Source organism: Frigoribacterium sp. VKM Ac-2859 (assembly GCF_013204925.1).
Lineage (GTDB): Bacteria > Actinomycetota > Actinomycetes > Actinomycetales > Microbacteriaceae > Frigoribacterium.
The window spans coordinates 655,535-670,998 of sequence record NZ_JABMLC010000001.1 but is presented as its reverse complement, the minus strand read 5'-3'; the positions used below and the strand labels follow the sequence as shown (position 1 = coordinate 670,998).

Here is a 15,464-nt window from a genome sequence, read left to right as displayed (position 1 = left end):
TCGACCGCAGGAGGCGCGGCGTGAGCGTCCCTCGCCACCCGGCTGACAAGATGGCCCGATGAGCGACATCGACTCCGACTTCTTCGAGGCCAAGCCCGTCGCCCGTCGCCGTGGCCGGGGCTTCGGCATCTTCGTCTTCGTCCTGCTCGGGATCGTGGTCGTGCTGGGGATCCTGGCCGTGGTCGCCGACCTCGTCGTGCGGACGGTCGCCGAGGACCAGGCCGTGAAGCAGATCTCGCAGCAACTCGGCGACGCGGCCGGTCCCGTCGACGTGCAGATCGGCGGATTCTCGATGCTCTGGCAGCTGGTGCAGGGCACCATCGAGCAGGCCACCATCTCGTCCGCCGGGTCCTCGGATGGCCTGTCGTTCGACTTCGACGTCCGCGACGTGCCGACCGACCTGAGCGGATCGACCGGGGCCATCACCGGCACGGTCACCGCCGACGCGGCGACCGTCAACGGGCTCGCGGCCGTGCAGGAGAGCGGCGGAGCGATCTCCTTCGGCGACGGACAGGTCACCTACGCCCGCGACTTCACCATCCCGATCGTGAACACGGTCGTCCCCGTGGACGTCGTCGCGACCCCCTCGATCACGAGCGAGGGCCGGGTCATCTCGCTCACCCCGACCACGGCGTCGCTGCGGGACACGTCGGTGTCGCTCGACCTCGCCCCCTTCATCGGCGGCTACGCCTTCGACGTGTGCGCCGCGCAGTACCTGCCCCAGGGCACCACCCTCACCGCCGTGGACGTCACGCCGTCGGCGGCGACCCTCGACGTCACGTCGCCGGGCCTGCCGATCTCGTCGAGCGGCATCGGCACCAAGGGGTCCTGCTCCTGACCTCCGGTGTGGCGACGAGGTCGCCCCGACCCTGGCCGTCACGCACCTCGGCGGTCGGTAGGCTCTGATGTCGTTCCCCGTCCTTCGAACCCCCGAGGTCCGCGTGTCCCCGAACCCCCTGGCCCCCGCCTGGCTCCACGAGCCGACCGATGCCGACGCCCTCGACCCGGCCGTCTGGTCGGCCACGGCCCAGCGGTCCTCCGACGGCGAACTCGTGCTCGGCGGCGTCACCGTCTCCGACCTCGTGGCGTCGTACGGCACGCCGCTGTACGTCCTCGACGAGGACGACGCCCGTGCCCGCGCGGTCGAGGCCGTCCGCTCGTTCGAGCGCGAGGCGGCCCGCATCGGCACGACGGCGACGGTCTACTACGCCGCCAAGGCGTTCCTCTCCGCCGAGGTCGCCCGCTGGGTGGCCGAGGCGGGCATGGCCGTCGACGTCTGCACCGGCGGCGAGTTCGCCGTGGCCCGGGCCGCCGGGGTCGACCCCGCCCGCATGGGGTTCCACGGCAACAACAAGTCGCTCGCCGAGATCGACCGCACGGTCGAGGCCGGCATCGGCACCGTCGTGCTCGACAACGCCGCCGAGGTCGGACGGGTCGCCGCGGCGGCCGAACGGCACGGACGCGTCCAGCGGGTGCGTCTGCGGGTCAACTCGGGGGTCCACGCCTCCACGCACGAGTACCTCGCCACCGCCCGCGAAGACCAGAAGTTCGGCGTCCCGCTCTCCGAGACCGCCGACATCGTCGACTCGATCCGCCGGCAGCCGTCGCTCGAGTTCGTCGGCCTGCACTCGCACATCGGCTCGCAGATCTTCGGCTCGGACGGCTTCGCGGAGGCCGCCCGCCGCCTGCTCGCCGTGCACGCCGACCTGCTGGCGTCCGGCCCGGTGCCCGAGCTCAACCTCGGCGGGGGCTTCGGCATCGCGTACACGAGCGCCGACGACGCCCGTCCCCTCGACGACCTCGCCGTCGCCCTGGCCGACATCGTCCAGGCGGAATGCCTCCGCCTCGGCGTCGACGTGCCGCTCCTCGCGGTCGAGCCCGGACGCGTCATCGTCGGCCCGGCCGGCACGACGCTCTACGAGGTCGGCACGATCAAGGACGTCTCGGTCGCGATCGACGAGGGCAACGCGGTGCGCCGCTACGTCAGCGTCGACGGCGGGATGAGCGACAACGCGAGGACGGCCCTCTACGCGGCGGACTACTCCGTGCGCATCGCGAACCGCACCTCCTCGGCCCCGCCCGCCCTCGTGCGGGTCGCCGGAAAGCACTGCGAGAGCGGCGACGTCGTCGTGCTCGCCGACTACCTCCCCGGCGACGTCGTCCCCGGCGACCTGCTCGCGGTGCCCGCCACCGGGGCCTACTGCCACAGCCTCGCCAGCAACTACAACCACGTCGGGCGTCCGCCCGTCGTGGCCGTGCGCGACGGCCGGGCACGCGTGATCGTGCGGGGCGAGAGCGAAGCCGACCTGCTGGCCCGCGACGCCGGCCTCGACTGAGCGATCCGCGCCTCCTCACCTCGTGCGAGCACCGCACCCCGCCGACGAAGCACCCGAGAACGGACTGACATGATCGAATACCGCAACGTGAGGGTCGCCCTGCTGGGCGCCGGCTCCGTGGGGTCGCAGGTGGCGCGGTTGCTGCTCGAGCAGGGCGACGACTTCGCCGGGCGCGCAGGTGCCGGGCTCGAGCTGGTCGGCATCGGGGTGCGCGACGTCGACGCGCCGCGCGACGTCGACCTGCCGCGCGAGCTGTTCACGACCGACGTCGAGTCGCTGATCGTCGGCGCCGACATCGTCGTCGAGTTGATCGGCGGACTCGAGCCGGCCCGCAGCTACGTGCTGCAGGCGCTCAACTCGGGGGCCGACGTCATCACGGGCAACAAGGCCCTGCTCGCGAGCCACGGTCCCGAGCTGTTCGACGCCGCCGAGCAGGTGGGCGCGCAGGTGTACTACGAGGCCGCCGTGGCCGGTGCCATCCCGATCATCCGCCCGTTGCGCGACAGCCTCGCCGGCGACCGCGTCCAACGCATCATGGGCATCGTCAACGGCACGACGAACTTCATCCTCGACCGCATGGACACCGACGGCTCGAGCCTCGAGGACGCCCTGGCGACGGCCACGGCCCTGGGCTACGCCGAGGCGGACCCCACGGCCGACATCGAGGGCTACGACGCGGCGCAGAAGGCGGCCATCCTGGCCGGCCTCGCCTTCCACACGGCCGTGCCCCTCTCCGCCGTGCACCGCGAAGGCATCACGTCCGTCACGCACGACCAGGTGGTCGCGGCTCGCAAGGCCGGGTACGTCGTGAAGATCCTGGCGATCTGCGAGCGCCTGGTCGACGACGACGGCGTCGAGGGCGTCAGCGCACGCGTCTACCCGGCGCTCGTCCCGCTGAGCCACCCGCTCGCGGCCGTGCACGGTGCGAAGAACGCCGTCTTCGTCGAGGCCGAGTCGGCCGGAGACCTCATGTTCTACGGCGCCGGCGCCGGGGGAGTCGAGACGGCGTCCGCCGTGCTGGGCGACCTCGTCTCGGCCGCCCGACGCCACGTCATCGGCGGTCCCGGCGTCGCCGAGTCCACCCACGCGAACCTGCCCGTCCTGCCGATCGGTCGCGTGTCCACGCGGTACCAGATCACGCTCGACGTGGCGGACCAGCCGGGGGTCCTCGCCGAGGTCGCCGGGGTGCTCAGCGACCACGGCGTGAGCGTCCACAACGTCGAACAGACGTCGGGCGCGACGCCGGGCGTCACGGGCGAGGGCGACGCCGTGGCCACCGCTACGCTGATCATCGGCACCCACCGGGCGCGCGAGTCCGACCTCGCCGCCACGGTGACCGCCCTGAAGAACGCCACGGTCGTGAACTCCGTCACGAGCGTGCTGAGAGTCGAAGGAGCCTGATGGCCCACCAGTGGCAGGGTGTCCTGCGCGAATACGCCGACCGTCTCGACGTCACCGACGCCACCCCGATCGTCACCCTCGGCGAGGGCGGAACGCCGCTCATCCCGGCTCCGGCCCTGTCGAACCGCACGGGCGCGAAGGTCTACGTCAAGTACGAGGGCATGAACCCGACCGGTTCCTTCAAGGACCGCGGCATGACGATGGCGATCTCGAAGGCCGTCGAGCACGGAGCCAAGGCCGTCATCTGTGCGTCGACCGGCAACACGTCCGCCTCGGCCGCCGCCTACGCCGCCCACGCCGGCATCACGGCCGCCGTGCTCGTCCCCGAGGGTAAGATCGCCATGGGCAAGCTGAGCCAGGCCGTCGCGCACGACGGTCAGCTGCTGCAGATCCAGGGCAACTTCGACGACTGCCTCGACATCGCACGCGACCTCGCCGCCAACTACCCGGTGCACCTCGTCAACTCGGTCAACAACGACCGCATCGAGGGCCAGAAGACCGGGGCGTTCGAGGTCGTCGACGTGCTCGGCGACGCCCCCGACTTCCACTTCATCCCGGTCGGCAACGCCGGCAACTACACGGCCTACACGCGCGGCTACCGTGAAGACCTCGAGATCGGCCGCGCCACCAAGCTGCCGCGCATGTTCGGGTTCCAGGCCGCCGGCTCGGCGCCGATCGTCGCCGGTGAGGTGGTCAAGGCTCCCGAGACCATCGCCAGCGCGATCCGCATCGGCAACCCCGCCTCGTGGCAGCTCGCCCTCGAGGCGCGCGACCTGACCGACGGCTGGTTCGGGGCCATCACCGACGAAGCGATCCTCGCCGCGCAGAAGATCCTCTCGGCCGAGGTCGGCATCTTCGTCGAGCCCGCGTCGGCCATCAGCGTGGCGGGTCTGCTCGAGCGGGCGGACGCCGGGGTCATCCCCGCCGGGGCCACCGTCGTGCTCACCGTCACGGGCCACGGACTGAAGGACCCCCAATGGGCCCTGCGGCGCGCCGACGGCAGCGACGTGCAACCGACCGTGGTCGCGAGCGACACGGCCCGGGTGGCCGAGGTGCTCGGTCTCGCGCCGGCCTCTGCATGACCCCCGGGGTCGTCGGGCGTTCGGTGCTGGTCAAGGTCCCCGCGACCTCGGCCAACCTCGGTCCCGGCTTCGACACGCTGGGGCTCGCGCTGTCGCTCTACGACGAGCTCGAGGTCACGGCGACCCGTGAGCCCGGGGTCTCGGTCGAGGTCACGGGCGTCGGGGCCGGTCAGGTGCCCACCGACGGCTCGAACCTCGTCGTCCAGGCCGTCGCCGCGGCCTTCGCGTCGGTCGACGTCCCTCTGCCGGGGCTGCGGCTCCGGGCCCGCAACGCGATCCCGCACGGCCGGGGACTCGGGTCGTCCGCAGCCGCGATCGTCTCGGGCATCATGGCCGCCAAGGGACTGCTCGAGGGCACGGTCGAACTCGACTCCGCGGCTCTGCTCGCCCTGGCGACCGAGATGGAGGGTCACCCCGACAACGTGGCACCCGCGCTGTTCGGCGGCCTCACGATCGCCTGGATGAACTCGCACGGTCCGTCCCACAAGCGACTGCTCGTGCACCGAGGCGTGTCGCCCGTCGTGTTCGTGCCCGAATCGACGCTCTCGACGAAGCTGGCGCGGAGCCTGCAGCCCGCCTCCGTTCCGCACGAGGACGCCACGTTCAACGTGTCGCGGTCCGCTCTGCTGGTGGCGGCCCTCGTGCAGAGTCCAGAGTTGTTGCTCGCGGCGACCGAGGACCGCCTGCACCAGAGCTATCGCGCCAGTGCCATGCCCGAGACCGACGCCCTCATCCGCATGCTGCGCGACGCCGGTCTCGCGGCCGTCGTGTCGGGGGCCGGCCCCTCCCTCCTGGTCCTCGGCAGCGACCCGGCACAGCGCTTGTTCGCCGCCGAACTGGTGCGCGAACACGCCGTCTCGGCGTGGCGTCCGTTGATGCTGGCCGTCGATCTCAAAGGTGCTACAGTGGTGCCGCACCCGGTAGAAAACTCAGATTTCCTGGGCATCTAGCATCGTCCCCGCAGTTCTTCGCGGGGATTACCGCGTGGGGTCACAAGTCTTCGAGTCCCCGGGTCGCACATCCCGTAGTGCACATCTAGCAGTGTTCGTCTGCCGATCTGGTCGGCGCGCACCGCACCTCCCAGGCCTCCTGCTCATCCCGGGCAGCTGCTCGTTCAGGGCAGAGCCGGCACAGGGTCGCCCCCTCGGGGCGAACCCGTTCAGTGCAGGTGAGAGTCCACGAGGTGTGACCAGCTCTGCCCCGCCGATCAACGCGGGGGAGCGAAAGGAACCCATCACTCGTGACTGACGTACAGAACGGCGCCGCTGCGCCGTCCACGCCCGAACTCACCGCCATGCGCCTGCCCCAGCTGCAGGCCCTCGCCTCGTCGCTGGGCATCAGCGGCATCTCCAAGCTGCGCAAGGGCGACCTCGTGGCCGCCATCGCGGCGAAGCAGGGCGAGGGGGCGGCCGCCGAGGTCGCGCCCCAGCCGACGCTCGACGGAGTCGTCGACGCCGGTGTCCAGGCCTCCGTCGAGACCGCCGTCGCCGAGGGTGCCGAGGCCCCCGTCGTCGAGACGGGCACCGAGCCCACCGAGCCGACCGAGGCACCGACCCGTGCCCGCCGGGGCTCGCGCCGCGCCACGTCGGCCGCCGGGGCTCCCGAGTCCCGGGCCGCCGGCGCCCACGTCAACGCCGGCGAGACCGGTGTCACTCCTCTCGTCGAGGTGCCCGCCACCGAGGCCGTGGCCGTCGAGGTCGCCGACGCCGAGCAGGGTTCGACCGAGCAGGCTCCGACCGAGAAGGCCGCCTCCGAGCGCCCGTCGCGTCGTCGCGGCTCGCGCCGCGCCTCCGACGCGTCCGTCGCCGCCGACGCGGCGCAGCCCGGTGCGTCGGTCGAGTCCCCGGCCGCCGACGGCTCGGCTTCCCTCGAGACCTCCCCGTCCGCGCCCTCCGACGGGGCCGGTTCCGAAGCGCAGGGCCAGTCCGACCAGGGCCAGTCCGACCAGCAAGGCCAGTCCGACCAGCAGGGCCAGTCCGACCAGCAGGGCGGCGACCAGCAGAACGGTGGCCAGCAGGGTGGGGGCCGCCGGAGCCGCAACCGCAACCGCGGCAAGGGCGGTCAGCAGCAGACCCAGGCCGACCAGAACGGTGGCCAGCAGAACGGCAACCAGCAGAACGGTGGCCAGAAGGCCGACGCTCCGCAGAACGGTGGCCAGAAGGCCGATGCCCCCCAGAACGGCCAGCAGCGCGGCGACCAGCAGCGCGCGGACCAGAGGGCCGAGCAGCAGGCCCAGCGCGAAGCCGGCGAGAAGAACGACGCCGCCCGCGGCGAGCAGTCCGGCAACGGCCCCCAGTCCGGCGGTCAGAACGACGAGGGCGGCCGACACGGCCGTGGTCGTCAGAGGGACCGCAAGCGCGGTCGTGGGGCGCAGAACGACGACGTCGAGCCCGAGATCGGCGAGGACGACGTCCTCATCCCCGTCGCGGGCATCCTCGACGTGCTCGAGAACTACGCCTTCGTGCGCACCACGGGCTACCTGCCCGGTGCCAGCGACGTCTACGTCTCGCTCGGTCAGGTCAAGAAGTACCACCTGCGCAAGGGCGACGCGGTCGTCGGCGCCATCCGTCAGCCCCGCGAGGGCGACCAGGGCCAGGGGCGCCAGAAGTACAACGCAATCGTCAGGATCGACTCGATCAACGGTCAGCCCGTCGACGAGGCCGCCAAGCGCGTCGAGTTCAGCAAGCTGACCCCGCTCTACCCGCAGGAGCGCCTCCGTCTCGAGACCGAGCCCCAGAAGCTCTCGACCCGGATCATCGACCTCGTGTCGCCGATCGGCAAGGGGCAGCGTGGTCTGATCGTCTCGCCGCCGAAGGCGGGCAAGACGCTCGTGCTGCAGTCGATCGCCAACGCCATCGCGATCAACAACCCCGAGGTCCACCTCATGGTCGTGCTCGTCGACGAGCGCCCCGAAGAGGTCACCGACATGCAGCGGACGGTCAAGGGCGAGGTCATCGCCTCGACGTTCGACCGTCCGGCGGAGGACCACACCACCGTCGCCGAGCTGGCCATCGAGCGCGCCAAGCGCCTCGTCGAGCTGGGCCACGACGTCGTCGTGCTGCTCGACTCGATCACGCGTCTCGGCCGTGCGTACAACCTGGCCGCACCCGCGTCGGGCCGCATCCTCTCGGGTGGCGTCGACTCGTCGGCCCTGTACCCGCCCAAGCGCTTCTTCGGTGCCGCGCGCAACATCGAGAACGGTGGCTCGCTCACCATCCTCGCGACCGCGCTCGTCGAGACCGGTTCGAAGATGGACGAGGTCATCTTCGAGGAGTTCAAGGGCACCGGCAACATGGAGCTCCGCCTGTCGCGCCACCTGGCCGACAAGCGCATCTTCCCCGCGGTCGACGTCAACGCCTCGGGCACGCGACGTGAAGAGATGCTGCTCAGCCCCGACGAGGTCAAGATCACCTGGCGTCTGCGCCGCGCCCTGGCCGGGCTCGACCAGCAGCAGGCCCTCGAGATCGTCCTGCGCAACCTGCGCGAGACGCAGTCGAACGTCGAGTTCCTCGTCCAGGTCCAGAAGTCGGTCCCCGCGTCGAACGGACACGACTCCGGCCACAAGGAGCACTGAGCGTGTTCGAGTCGGTGGCCGTGCTGCTGGCCGAGCACGACGACCTGCAGACGCAGCTCAGCGATCCGGCGGTCCACGCCGACGCCGCACGCGCCAAGAAGATCAACCGCCGCTACGCCGAGCTCAGCCGCATCGTGGCTGCTCACTCGACGTGGCAGCAGGCGGCTGAAGACCTCGAGGCCGCGCGCGAACTCGCGAAGGAGGACGAGGCGTTCGCCGACGAGGTGCCCGTCCTCGAGCAGGCGCTCGACGAGTCCCAGGAGCGCTTGCGGCGCCTCCTGATCCCGCGCGACCCGGACGACGGGCGCGACGTCATCATGGAGATCAAGGGCGGCGAGGGCGGGGCCGAGAGCGCCCTGTTCGCGGCCGACCTGCTGCGCATGTACCTGCACTACGCCGAGTCGAAGGGCTGGAAGTCCGAGATGATCGCGAGCGACGACTCCGACCTCGGTGGCTACAAGAACGTGCAGGTCGCGTTCAAGTCGAACGCGTCCGACCCCTCGCAGGGCGTCTGGGCGCACCTCAAGTACGAGGGTGGCGTCCACCGCGTGCAGCGGGTGCCGGCGACCGAGTCGCAGGGCCGAATCCACACCTCGACCACGGGCGTGCTCGTGTTCCCCGAGGTCGACGAGCCCGAAGAGGTCGACATCAACCAGAACGACCTCAAGATCGACGTCTACCGGTCGAGCGGCCCCGGCGGCCAGTCGGTCAACACGACCGACTCCGCCGTCCGCATCACCCACCTGCCCACGGGCATCGTGGTCGCGATGCAGAACGAGAAGAGCCAGCTGCAGAACCGCGAGGCGGGCATGCGCGTCCTGCGGGCCCGCATCCTCGCCCGTCAGCAAGAAGAGCAGGCGGCCATCGCGTCGGACGCCCGCAAGAGCCAGATCCGGGGCATGGACCGGTCGGAACGCATCCGCACCTACAACTTCCCCGAGAACCGCATCGCCGACCACCGCACCGGCTACAAGGCGTACAACCTCGACGCCGTCATGGACGGTGCGCTCGACGCGGTCGTCGAGTCGTGCATCCAGGCCGACGAAGAGGCACGTCTCGCCGAGATCGGTGACACCGCGTCGTGACCAATGCGATCGCCACGGCCTTCGACGGCGTGACGACGGTCGACGTGGCCCTCCGGGTCGCGTCGACCGTCCTCGTCGACGCCGGGGTGCCGTCGCCCGACGTCGACGCCGAACTCCTGCTCGGCCACGTCACGGGCCTGACCAGGGGAGCCGTGCGGGCGAGGGCCGTCACGGCCGCGTCGTTGACGCCGGACGAGCAGGAGGCGCTGGTCGCCGCGATCACGCGCCGCGCCTCCCGCGAGCCCCTGCAGCACATCACGGGGCGGGCGTCGTTCCGCCACCTCGAGTTGCGCGTGGGGCCGGGTGTCTTCGTCCCGCGACCCGAGACCGAAGGCGTCGCCCAGTTGGCGATCGACGCCCTGCGCTCCAGGGCGGACGCGTCACCCGTCGCCGTCGACCTCGGGACCGGGAGCGGCGCCCTGGCCCTGGCGATGGCCTCCGAGGTGCCGACGGCCACGGTCGTCGCCGTCGAGCTGTCTCCCGAGGCGGCCGTCTGGACCCGTCGCAACATCGACGCGGTGGGGGTCGACAACGTGCGCCTCGTCGAGGGCGACCTCGCCGACGCCCTGCCCGAACTCGACGGCACGGTCTCGGTGGTGGTGTCGAACCCGCCGTACGTGCCCGTCGGCATGGTCCCGCGCGACCCCGAGGTGAGACTCCACGATCCTGCGCTCGCCCTCTACGGCGGTGAGGACGGCCTCGACCTGGTCCGCGCACTGTCCCTCACGGCCCGGCGGCTGCTGCGCCCGGGCGGAGCGCTCGTCATCGAGCACGGCGAGCTCCAAGGAGGCGCCATCCGCGACCTCCTGACGGTCGACGGTTGGCGCTCCCCGGCCACGCATCCCGACCTCACCGGCCGCGACCGGGCCACGACGGCGGTGCGCTGACCGGGTTCTCCCGGTCCGTCGCACTATCATCGTCAGGTCATGGCCACTTTTCACGACTGCTCCGTCGACTCCGAACTCCTCGCCGGCATGCGCATGGCGCGCGGTGCCATCGGTCGAGGCGAGCTCGTCGTCCTGCCGACCGACACGGTGTACGGCGTCGCGGCCGACGCGTTCGACCCGACCGCCGTGCAGCGCCTGCTCGACGCCAAGGGTCGTGGTCGCCAGTCCCCGCCTCCGGTGCTGATCAAGGGCCAAGAGACCCTCGCCGCTCTCACCGACCGGGTGCCCGAGGTCGTCCGTCCGTTGCTCGACGAGTTCTGGCCCGGCCCGCTCACGGTCATCTTCCGTGCGCAGGCGTCGCTCAGCTGGGATCTCGGCGAGACGCGCGGCACCGTCGCCCTGCGCGTGCCGAGCCACCGCATCGCCCTCGAGCTGCTCGAAGAGACCGGCCCGCTCGCGGTGTCGAGCGCCAACCTCACGGGCCAGCCCGCGGCCGAGACGGCGGGCGACGCCCGCCGCATGCTCGGCGACTCCGTGTCGGTGTACCTCGACGACGGCCCCGCGGGGGCCACGTACGAACACCGGGCCGGCGCCAACACGGGGTCGACGATCGTCGACGCGACGGGCGGCGCCGACGGGGTGTTGCGCATCGTGCGCCACGGCGTCCTGTCCGACGCCGAGATCATCCGCGTCGTCGGGGTCGACGCCCTCGCGTGAGGTACTACCTCCTCGCGCTGGCGATCTCGGCGGGGGTCAGCTTCGTGTTGTCCGTCGTCGTCTGGCGGGTGGGCCTCAAGTACCGCCTCTATCCCCAGATCCGCGAGCGGGACGTCCACCAGACGCCCACGCCGCGTCTCGGGGGAATCGCGATGTGGGCCGGCATCGTGGTCGCGCTGCTCGCGGCGTGGTTCGTCTTCCCCTTGATCTCGGGTGTCGACTACTTCCGTCTCGTCTTCGCCGACGCGGGGCCTCCTCTGGCCATCATCGGCGCCGCCACGATCATCGTCGTCATCGGAGTCGTCGACGACCTGTACGACCTCGACTGGATGACCAAGCTGGCGGGCCAGATCGTCGCCGCGGGAGTCCTCGCGTGGCAGGGCGTCCAACTCGTCTCGTTGCCCATCGGGGGCAGCCTGGCCATCGGCTCGCCGTACATGTCGCTCGTCCTCACGGTCCTCACGATCGTCCTCGTCATGAACGCCGTGAACTTCATCGACGGACTCGACGGTCTCGTGGCCGGGGTCGCGATCATCGCGAACGGCGTCTTCTTCGTCTACAGCTTCGTGATCTCGATCACCATCGGCCAGACCGAGTACTTCAACCTCGCCGCCCTCCTCTCCGCCGTGTTGATCGGGGCCTGCCTCGGCTTCCTTCCGCTGAACTGGCACCCGGCCAAGCTCTTCATGGGCGACGCGGGTGCGCTCCTCACCGGACTCGTCATGGCGACGAGTGCGATCTCGGTCACCGGGCAGATCGACCCGGCCGGGATCTCCCGGACGGCACTCCTGCCGGCGTTCATCCCGATCGTCCTGCCCTTCGCGATCCTCGTCGTGCCGTTGCTCGACTTCGGCCTGGCCGTCCTCCGCCGACTCAGTGCCGGGAAGTCCCCCTTCACCGCCGACCGCAAGCACCTGCACCACCGCCTGCTCGACATGGGACACTCGCACTTCCAGGCCGTCCTGATCTTCTACGCCTGGACGATCGTGGCGGCCGTCGGGGGCCTGATGTTCCTCTTCGTGAAGCCGACCTACCTGGTCGCCGTCTTCCTCGGCGTCGGCCTGGTCGCCTGCACCGCCGCCACGTTGTCTCCGCTCAGCCGTCGCAAGAAGGTCGAGATCGCCGTCCAGACGACCCGCACGGGTGATCTGTCGACGACGGAGTCCGACCGGTTCGACCCGCTCGACGCCGCCGCGGACGTCCTCGACCCGCACGACACCGACACCGCGGCCAAGGCCGAGGTGCCCGAACTGACGAACCCGAAGGACCACCCATGAACGCCAGCTCGATCTTCACCCAGATCCTCAAGTACACGGGCGCACTCGCCCTCGTCATCGCCGTGGTCGGAGGAGGGCTCGGCTACCTCTTCGCCGGCACCGACGGCCTGTGGAGCGCCCTCGTGGGGGTGGGGCTCGCGATCCTCTTCGCGGCGATTACGGCCGCGAGCATGCTCGTGGCGATCCGCTTCACCCTCGGTGCGTTCTTCGGCATCGTGATGGGTGCCTGGCTCCTCAAGCTGGTCATCTTCATCGTCTTGCTCGTCCTGCTGCGCGACCAACCGTTCGTGGACGACGTCGTGTTGTTCCTGGCCCTCGTGGTCTCGATCATCGGCACGCTGGCAGTCGACGCCCTCGTGGTCGTCCGGGGGCGCCTGTCGTACGTGAGCGATGCCACGCTTCCCCCTGCTCCGCAGGACTGACGACCATGCGTGCACACGGTGAAAATACCTCGACCGATTCGTGGAAGCAACCATTACCTTGATAGGGTTGACGACGTTCCCCGGCCGCGTCTCCAGCGTGCACGGATGACAAACCCCACCAATCGTCGCGACACTTCAGGGTGCTCGCCCCGACACAGGAGATAGCGCTGATAGCGAACGCTGTGAACCTGCTCTCCGCTGCCGAAGCCGGCCACGGGGACGGGGGATTCCATGCCCCGACTCTTGACGAGTTCTTTCCTCCCGCCATCTTCTTCGAGGGCACCCCCTTCGAGCTGAACCGCATCATGCTGGTCCGCCTCTTCGCGATCGCCGTCATGTTGCTGCTGTTCTGGCTGGCCCTGCGCAAGGGGCGGCTCATCCCGTCCCGCGGGCAGAGCATCGCCGAGCTGGGCCTCGACTTCGTCCGCATCCAGATCGTCGAGGAGATCCTCGGCGAGAAGCTCGGACGCAAATACCTGCCGTTGCTGGCCGCCATGTTCTTCGGCATCTTTGCCATGAACATCACGGGAATCATCCCCGGCCTCAACATCGCAGGCACGTCGGTCATCGCCATGCCCCTGCTGCTGGCGGTCGTGGCCTACATCATGTTCATCTACGCGGGCTTCCGCGAGGCCGGTGGCGCGACGTTCCTGCGCAACGCCCTCTTCCCGCCCGGTGTGCCGTGGGTCATGTACATCCTGCTGACGCCCATCGAGTTCATCAACATCTTCATCGTGCGGCCGATCTCCCTGGCCCTCCGACTCCTGTTGAACATGATGGTCGGCCACCTCTTGCTGGTGCTCTGCTTCGCGGCGACGCACTTCTTCTTCTTCAGCATGAGCGGGGGCTTCATGGCCTTCGGTGCTCTCACCCTCATCGGTGGCTTCGTGATGACCATCGTCGAGATGGCCGTCGCCGTGCTGCAGGCCTACGTCTTCACGCTCCTCGCCTCGGTCTACATCCAACAGGCCGCGGCGAAAGAACACTAAATACAGACGACGCACGTCATCCGACGTGCATCGCCCAACCGGAAGGAAACACAAGTGGACACCACCACGATCCTCGCTGAGATCAACGGCAACATCGCGACCGTCGGCTACGGCCTCGCTGCGATCGGCCCCGGCATCGGTATCGGCATCGTCGCGGGCAAGACCGTCGAGGCCATGGCCCGCCAGCCCGAGCTGGCCGGCCGCCTGCAGGTCACGATGTTCCTCGGCATCGCGTTCACCGAGCTGCTGGGCTTCATCGGCCTTGCCGCCGGCTTCATCTTCTCCTGATCAGTTAGGACGACACACCGATGATCGAGACGATCCTCGCGGCCGAGGGTGGTGCGCCCGAAGGCGCCGCCATCTTCTTCCCCGCTGGTTACGACATCCTCTGGTCCTTGGTCGTCTTCGTGGTCATCGCCGCGTTCTTCGGGCTCTTCGCGATCCCCAAGTTCCGCAGGATCCTCGACGAGCGTGCCGAGCGCATCGAAGGCGGCATCAAGCACGCCGAGGCCGCACAGGCCGAGGCTGCCAAGGCCCTCGACGAATACAAGAAGCAGCTGGCCGACGCTCGTGCCGAGGCCGCTCGCATCCGTGAGGCTGCGCGCGCCGAGGGCAACGAGATCATCGCCGAGCTCAAGCAGCAGGCGCAGGCCGAGGCCGACCGCATCACCGCCTCCGCCCACGCGCAGATCGAGGCCGAGCGCCAGGCCGCCGTGGCCTCGCTCCGGTCCGAAGTCGGATCGCTGGCCATCGACCTCGCCTCCGGCGTCATCGGTGAGTCGCTGAGCGACGACGCGAAGGCGTCGGCCGTGGTCGACCGCTTCCTGGCCGACCTCGAGGCGGACGAGAACGCTAAGGCGGGCAACTGACGATGGGTTCCATGTCCCGAGAAGCACTCGGTTCGGCGCGGTCGGTCTTGTCCGACCTCGGCGGGTCGGTCGACCTGACGACCGGCGAGCAGTTGCTCGACGCCGGTCGGGTCATCGGCGGCTCCGTTCAGCTGCAGTCGTATCTCGCCGACCCCGCTGTCGACGTGGCGACGAAGAAGCAGCTGCTCGACCGGCTCTTCGGGTCGTTCTCCGAGTCGACGCGAGCCGTGCTCGTCTCGGTCGTCGGCAGCCGCTGGTCGTCGTCCGACGATCTGCTCGCCGGCATCGAAGAGGTCGCCTTCCGTGCGATCGCGACGACCACGCCGGCCGACAGCAGCATCGAGAACGAGCTCTTCGCCTTCGATGCGGCCGTCCGTACGGATTCGCAGCTCGAATTGGCCCTCGGCTCCAAGCTGGGCGATCCCGCCGCCAAGGCGGACCTCGTCGAGCGTCTGCTCGGAGGGAAGGCCAGTCGTCAGACGGTCACCATCGTGATGCACCTGGTGCAGCAGCCCCGTGGCCGTCGGATCGGTGAGCTCCTCCGTCACGCGGCCGACATCGTCGCCGACCAGTCCGATCAGCTCGTCGCCACCGTCACGAGCGCCGTCCACCTCGACGACGCCCACGTCACTCGGCTGCAGCACGGTTTGGCCAAGCAGTTCGGGCGTAGCCTGCGCATCAACCAGGTCATCGATCCCGCCGTCGTCGGCGGTCTCCGCGTCCAGGTGGGCGACGAGGTCATCGACGGCACCGTTGCGACGAAGCTCAGCCTGCTCCGCCTGCAGCTCGCCGGCTAGTCACGCTCTCACACACAGACTCGAGGCC

Annotated in this window: 15 protein-coding genes; all 15 read left to right on the top strand. The window is 70.0% G+C overall.

The genetic code is table 11. The features are described from left to right. Nucleotides 1–58 precede the first annotated feature (58 nt). The 15 genes from HQQ78_RS03110 (at nucleotide 59) to HQQ78_RS03040 (ending at nucleotide 15,436) form a co-directional block, all read left to right on the top strand. The gene (locus HQQ78_RS03110) at nucleotides 59–838 is read left to right on the top strand and encodes a DUF2993 domain-containing protein (RefSeq protein WP_173151001.1); all 780 of its coding nucleotides are present in this window, start codon (nucleotides 59–61) and stop codon (nucleotides 836–838) included. 67 nt (nucleotides 839–905) lie between these two features. Further along, the gene (lysA, locus tag HQQ78_RS03105) at nucleotides 906–2,336 is read left to right on the top strand and encodes a diaminopimelate decarboxylase (protein ID WP_216844146.1); all 1,431 of its coding nucleotides are present in this window, start codon (nucleotides 906–908) and stop codon (nucleotides 2,334–2,336) included. Nucleotides 2,337–2,405: 69 nt separating this feature from the next. Beyond that, nucleotides 2,406–3,737 carry a homoserine dehydrogenase gene (locus HQQ78_RS03100; RefSeq protein WP_056045923.1) on the top strand — a complete coding sequence of 444 codons (1,332 nt, stop codon included), beginning with the start codon at nucleotides 2,406–2,408 and terminating at the stop codon, nucleotides 3,735–3,737. Next, entirely contained in the window at nucleotides 3,737–4,819 is a 1,083-nt protein-coding gene (thrC, locus tag HQQ78_RS03095; protein ID WP_056045920.1) for a threonine synthase, read from the top strand. The genes HQQ78_RS03100 and thrC overlap by 1 nt, the downstream gene beginning before the upstream one ends. Then, nucleotides 4,816–5,769: a homoserine kinase gene (gene thrB / locus HQQ78_RS03090; protein ID WP_056045917.1), complete on the top strand. Its 954-nt coding sequence runs from the start codon at nucleotides 4,816–4,818 to the stop codon at nucleotides 5,767–5,769. Before thrC ends, thrB begins: the two co-directional genes overlap by 4 nt. A gap of 290 nt (nucleotides 5,770–6,059) precedes the next feature. Continuing rightward, entirely contained in the window at nucleotides 6,060–8,393 is a 2,334-nt protein-coding gene (gene rho / locus HQQ78_RS03085) for a transcription termination factor Rho (protein WP_173151000.1), read from the top strand. Between the two features lie 2 nt (nucleotides 8,394–8,395). After that, nucleotides 8,396–9,478, top strand: a complete 1,083-nt coding sequence (gene prfA, locus HQQ78_RS03080; RefSeq protein ID WP_173150999.1) for a peptide chain release factor 1 — start codon at nucleotides 8,396–8,398, stop codon at nucleotides 9,476–9,478. Beyond that, a complete protein-coding gene (prmC, locus tag HQQ78_RS03075) occupies nucleotides 9,475–10,365 on the top strand; it encodes a peptide chain release factor N(5)-glutamine methyltransferase (RefSeq protein ID WP_371740324.1) in 891 nt (296 codons plus the stop codon). Before prfA ends, prmC begins: the two co-directional genes overlap by 4 nt. Nucleotides 10,366–10,404: 39 nt before the next feature. After that, nucleotides 10,405–11,082, top strand: a complete 678-nt coding sequence (locus HQQ78_RS03070; RefSeq protein ID WP_056045907.1) for an L-threonylcarbamoyladenylate synthase — start codon at nucleotides 10,405–10,407, stop codon at nucleotides 11,080–11,082. After that, complete coding sequence (locus HQQ78_RS03065; RefSeq protein ID WP_123570237.1) at nucleotides 11,079–12,359, top strand: MraY family glycosyltransferase; 1,281 nt, start codon at nucleotides 11,079–11,081, stop codon at nucleotides 12,357–12,359. The genes HQQ78_RS03070 and HQQ78_RS03065 overlap by 4 nt, the downstream gene beginning before the upstream one ends. After that, entirely contained in the window at nucleotides 12,356–12,781 is a 426-nt protein-coding gene (locus HQQ78_RS03060) for a hypothetical protein (protein ID WP_123570236.1), read from the top strand. The genes HQQ78_RS03065 and HQQ78_RS03060 overlap by 4 nt, the downstream gene beginning before the upstream one ends. A 182-nt stretch (nucleotides 12,782–12,963) precedes the next feature. Continuing rightward, entirely contained in the window at nucleotides 12,964–13,770 is an 807-nt protein-coding gene (gene atpB / locus HQQ78_RS03055) for a F0F1 ATP synthase subunit A (protein ID WP_043594504.1), read from the top strand. A gap of 54 nt (nucleotides 13,771–13,824) precedes the next feature. Continuing rightward, nucleotides 13,825–14,058 (top strand): ATP synthase F0 subunit C, encoded by a 234-nt coding sequence (gene atpE, locus HQQ78_RS03050; RefSeq protein WP_043594505.1) that lies wholly within the window; start codon nucleotides 13,825–13,827, stop codon nucleotides 14,056–14,058. Between the two features lie 20 nt (nucleotides 14,059–14,078). Next, nucleotides 14,079–14,639 (top strand): F0F1 ATP synthase subunit B, encoded by a 561-nt coding sequence (locus HQQ78_RS03045; RefSeq protein WP_056045898.1) that lies wholly within the window; start codon nucleotides 14,079–14,081, stop codon nucleotides 14,637–14,639. Between the two features lie 2 nt (nucleotides 14,640–14,641). After that, on the top strand, nucleotides 14,642–15,436 hold the full coding sequence (locus tag HQQ78_RS03040; RefSeq protein ID WP_173150998.1) for a F0F1 ATP synthase subunit delta: 795 nt from the start codon (nucleotides 14,642–14,644) through the stop codon (nucleotides 15,434–15,436). Nucleotides 15,437–15,464 lie beyond the last annotated feature (28 nt).

Coding starts and splice junctions, on each gene's coding strand:
- HQQ78_RS03060 (WP_123570236.1), top strand. CDS start 12,356: ATGAACGCCAGCTCGATCTTCACCCAGATCCTCAAGTACACGGGCGCA.
- HQQ78_RS03040 (WP_173150998.1), top strand. CDS start 14,642: ATGGGTTCCATGTCCCGAGAAGCACTCGGTTCGGCGCGGTCGGTCTTG.
- thrB (WP_056045917.1), top strand. CDS start 4,816: ATGACCCCCGGGGTCGTCGGGCGTTCGGTGCTGGTCAAGGTCCCCGCG.
- HQQ78_RS03070 (WP_056045907.1), top strand. CDS start 10,405: ATGGCCACTTTTCACGACTGCTCCGTCGACTCCGAACTCCTCGCCGGC.
- thrC (WP_056045920.1), top strand. CDS start 3,737: ATGGCCCACCAGTGGCAGGGTGTCCTGCGCGAATACGCCGACCGTCTC.
- HQQ78_RS03045 (WP_056045898.1), top strand. CDS start 14,079: ATGATCGAGACGATCCTCGCGGCCGAGGGTGGTGCGCCCGAAGGCGCC.
- lysA (WP_216844146.1), top strand. CDS start 906: ATGTCGTTCCCCGTCCTTCGAACCCCCGAGGTCCGCGTGTCCCCGAAC.
- HQQ78_RS03110 (WP_173151001.1), top strand. CDS start 59: ATGAGCGACATCGACTCCGACTTCTTCGAGGCCAAGCCCGTCGCCCGT.
- HQQ78_RS03100 (WP_056045923.1), top strand. CDS start 2,406: ATGATCGAATACCGCAACGTGAGGGTCGCCCTGCTGGGCGCCGGCTCC.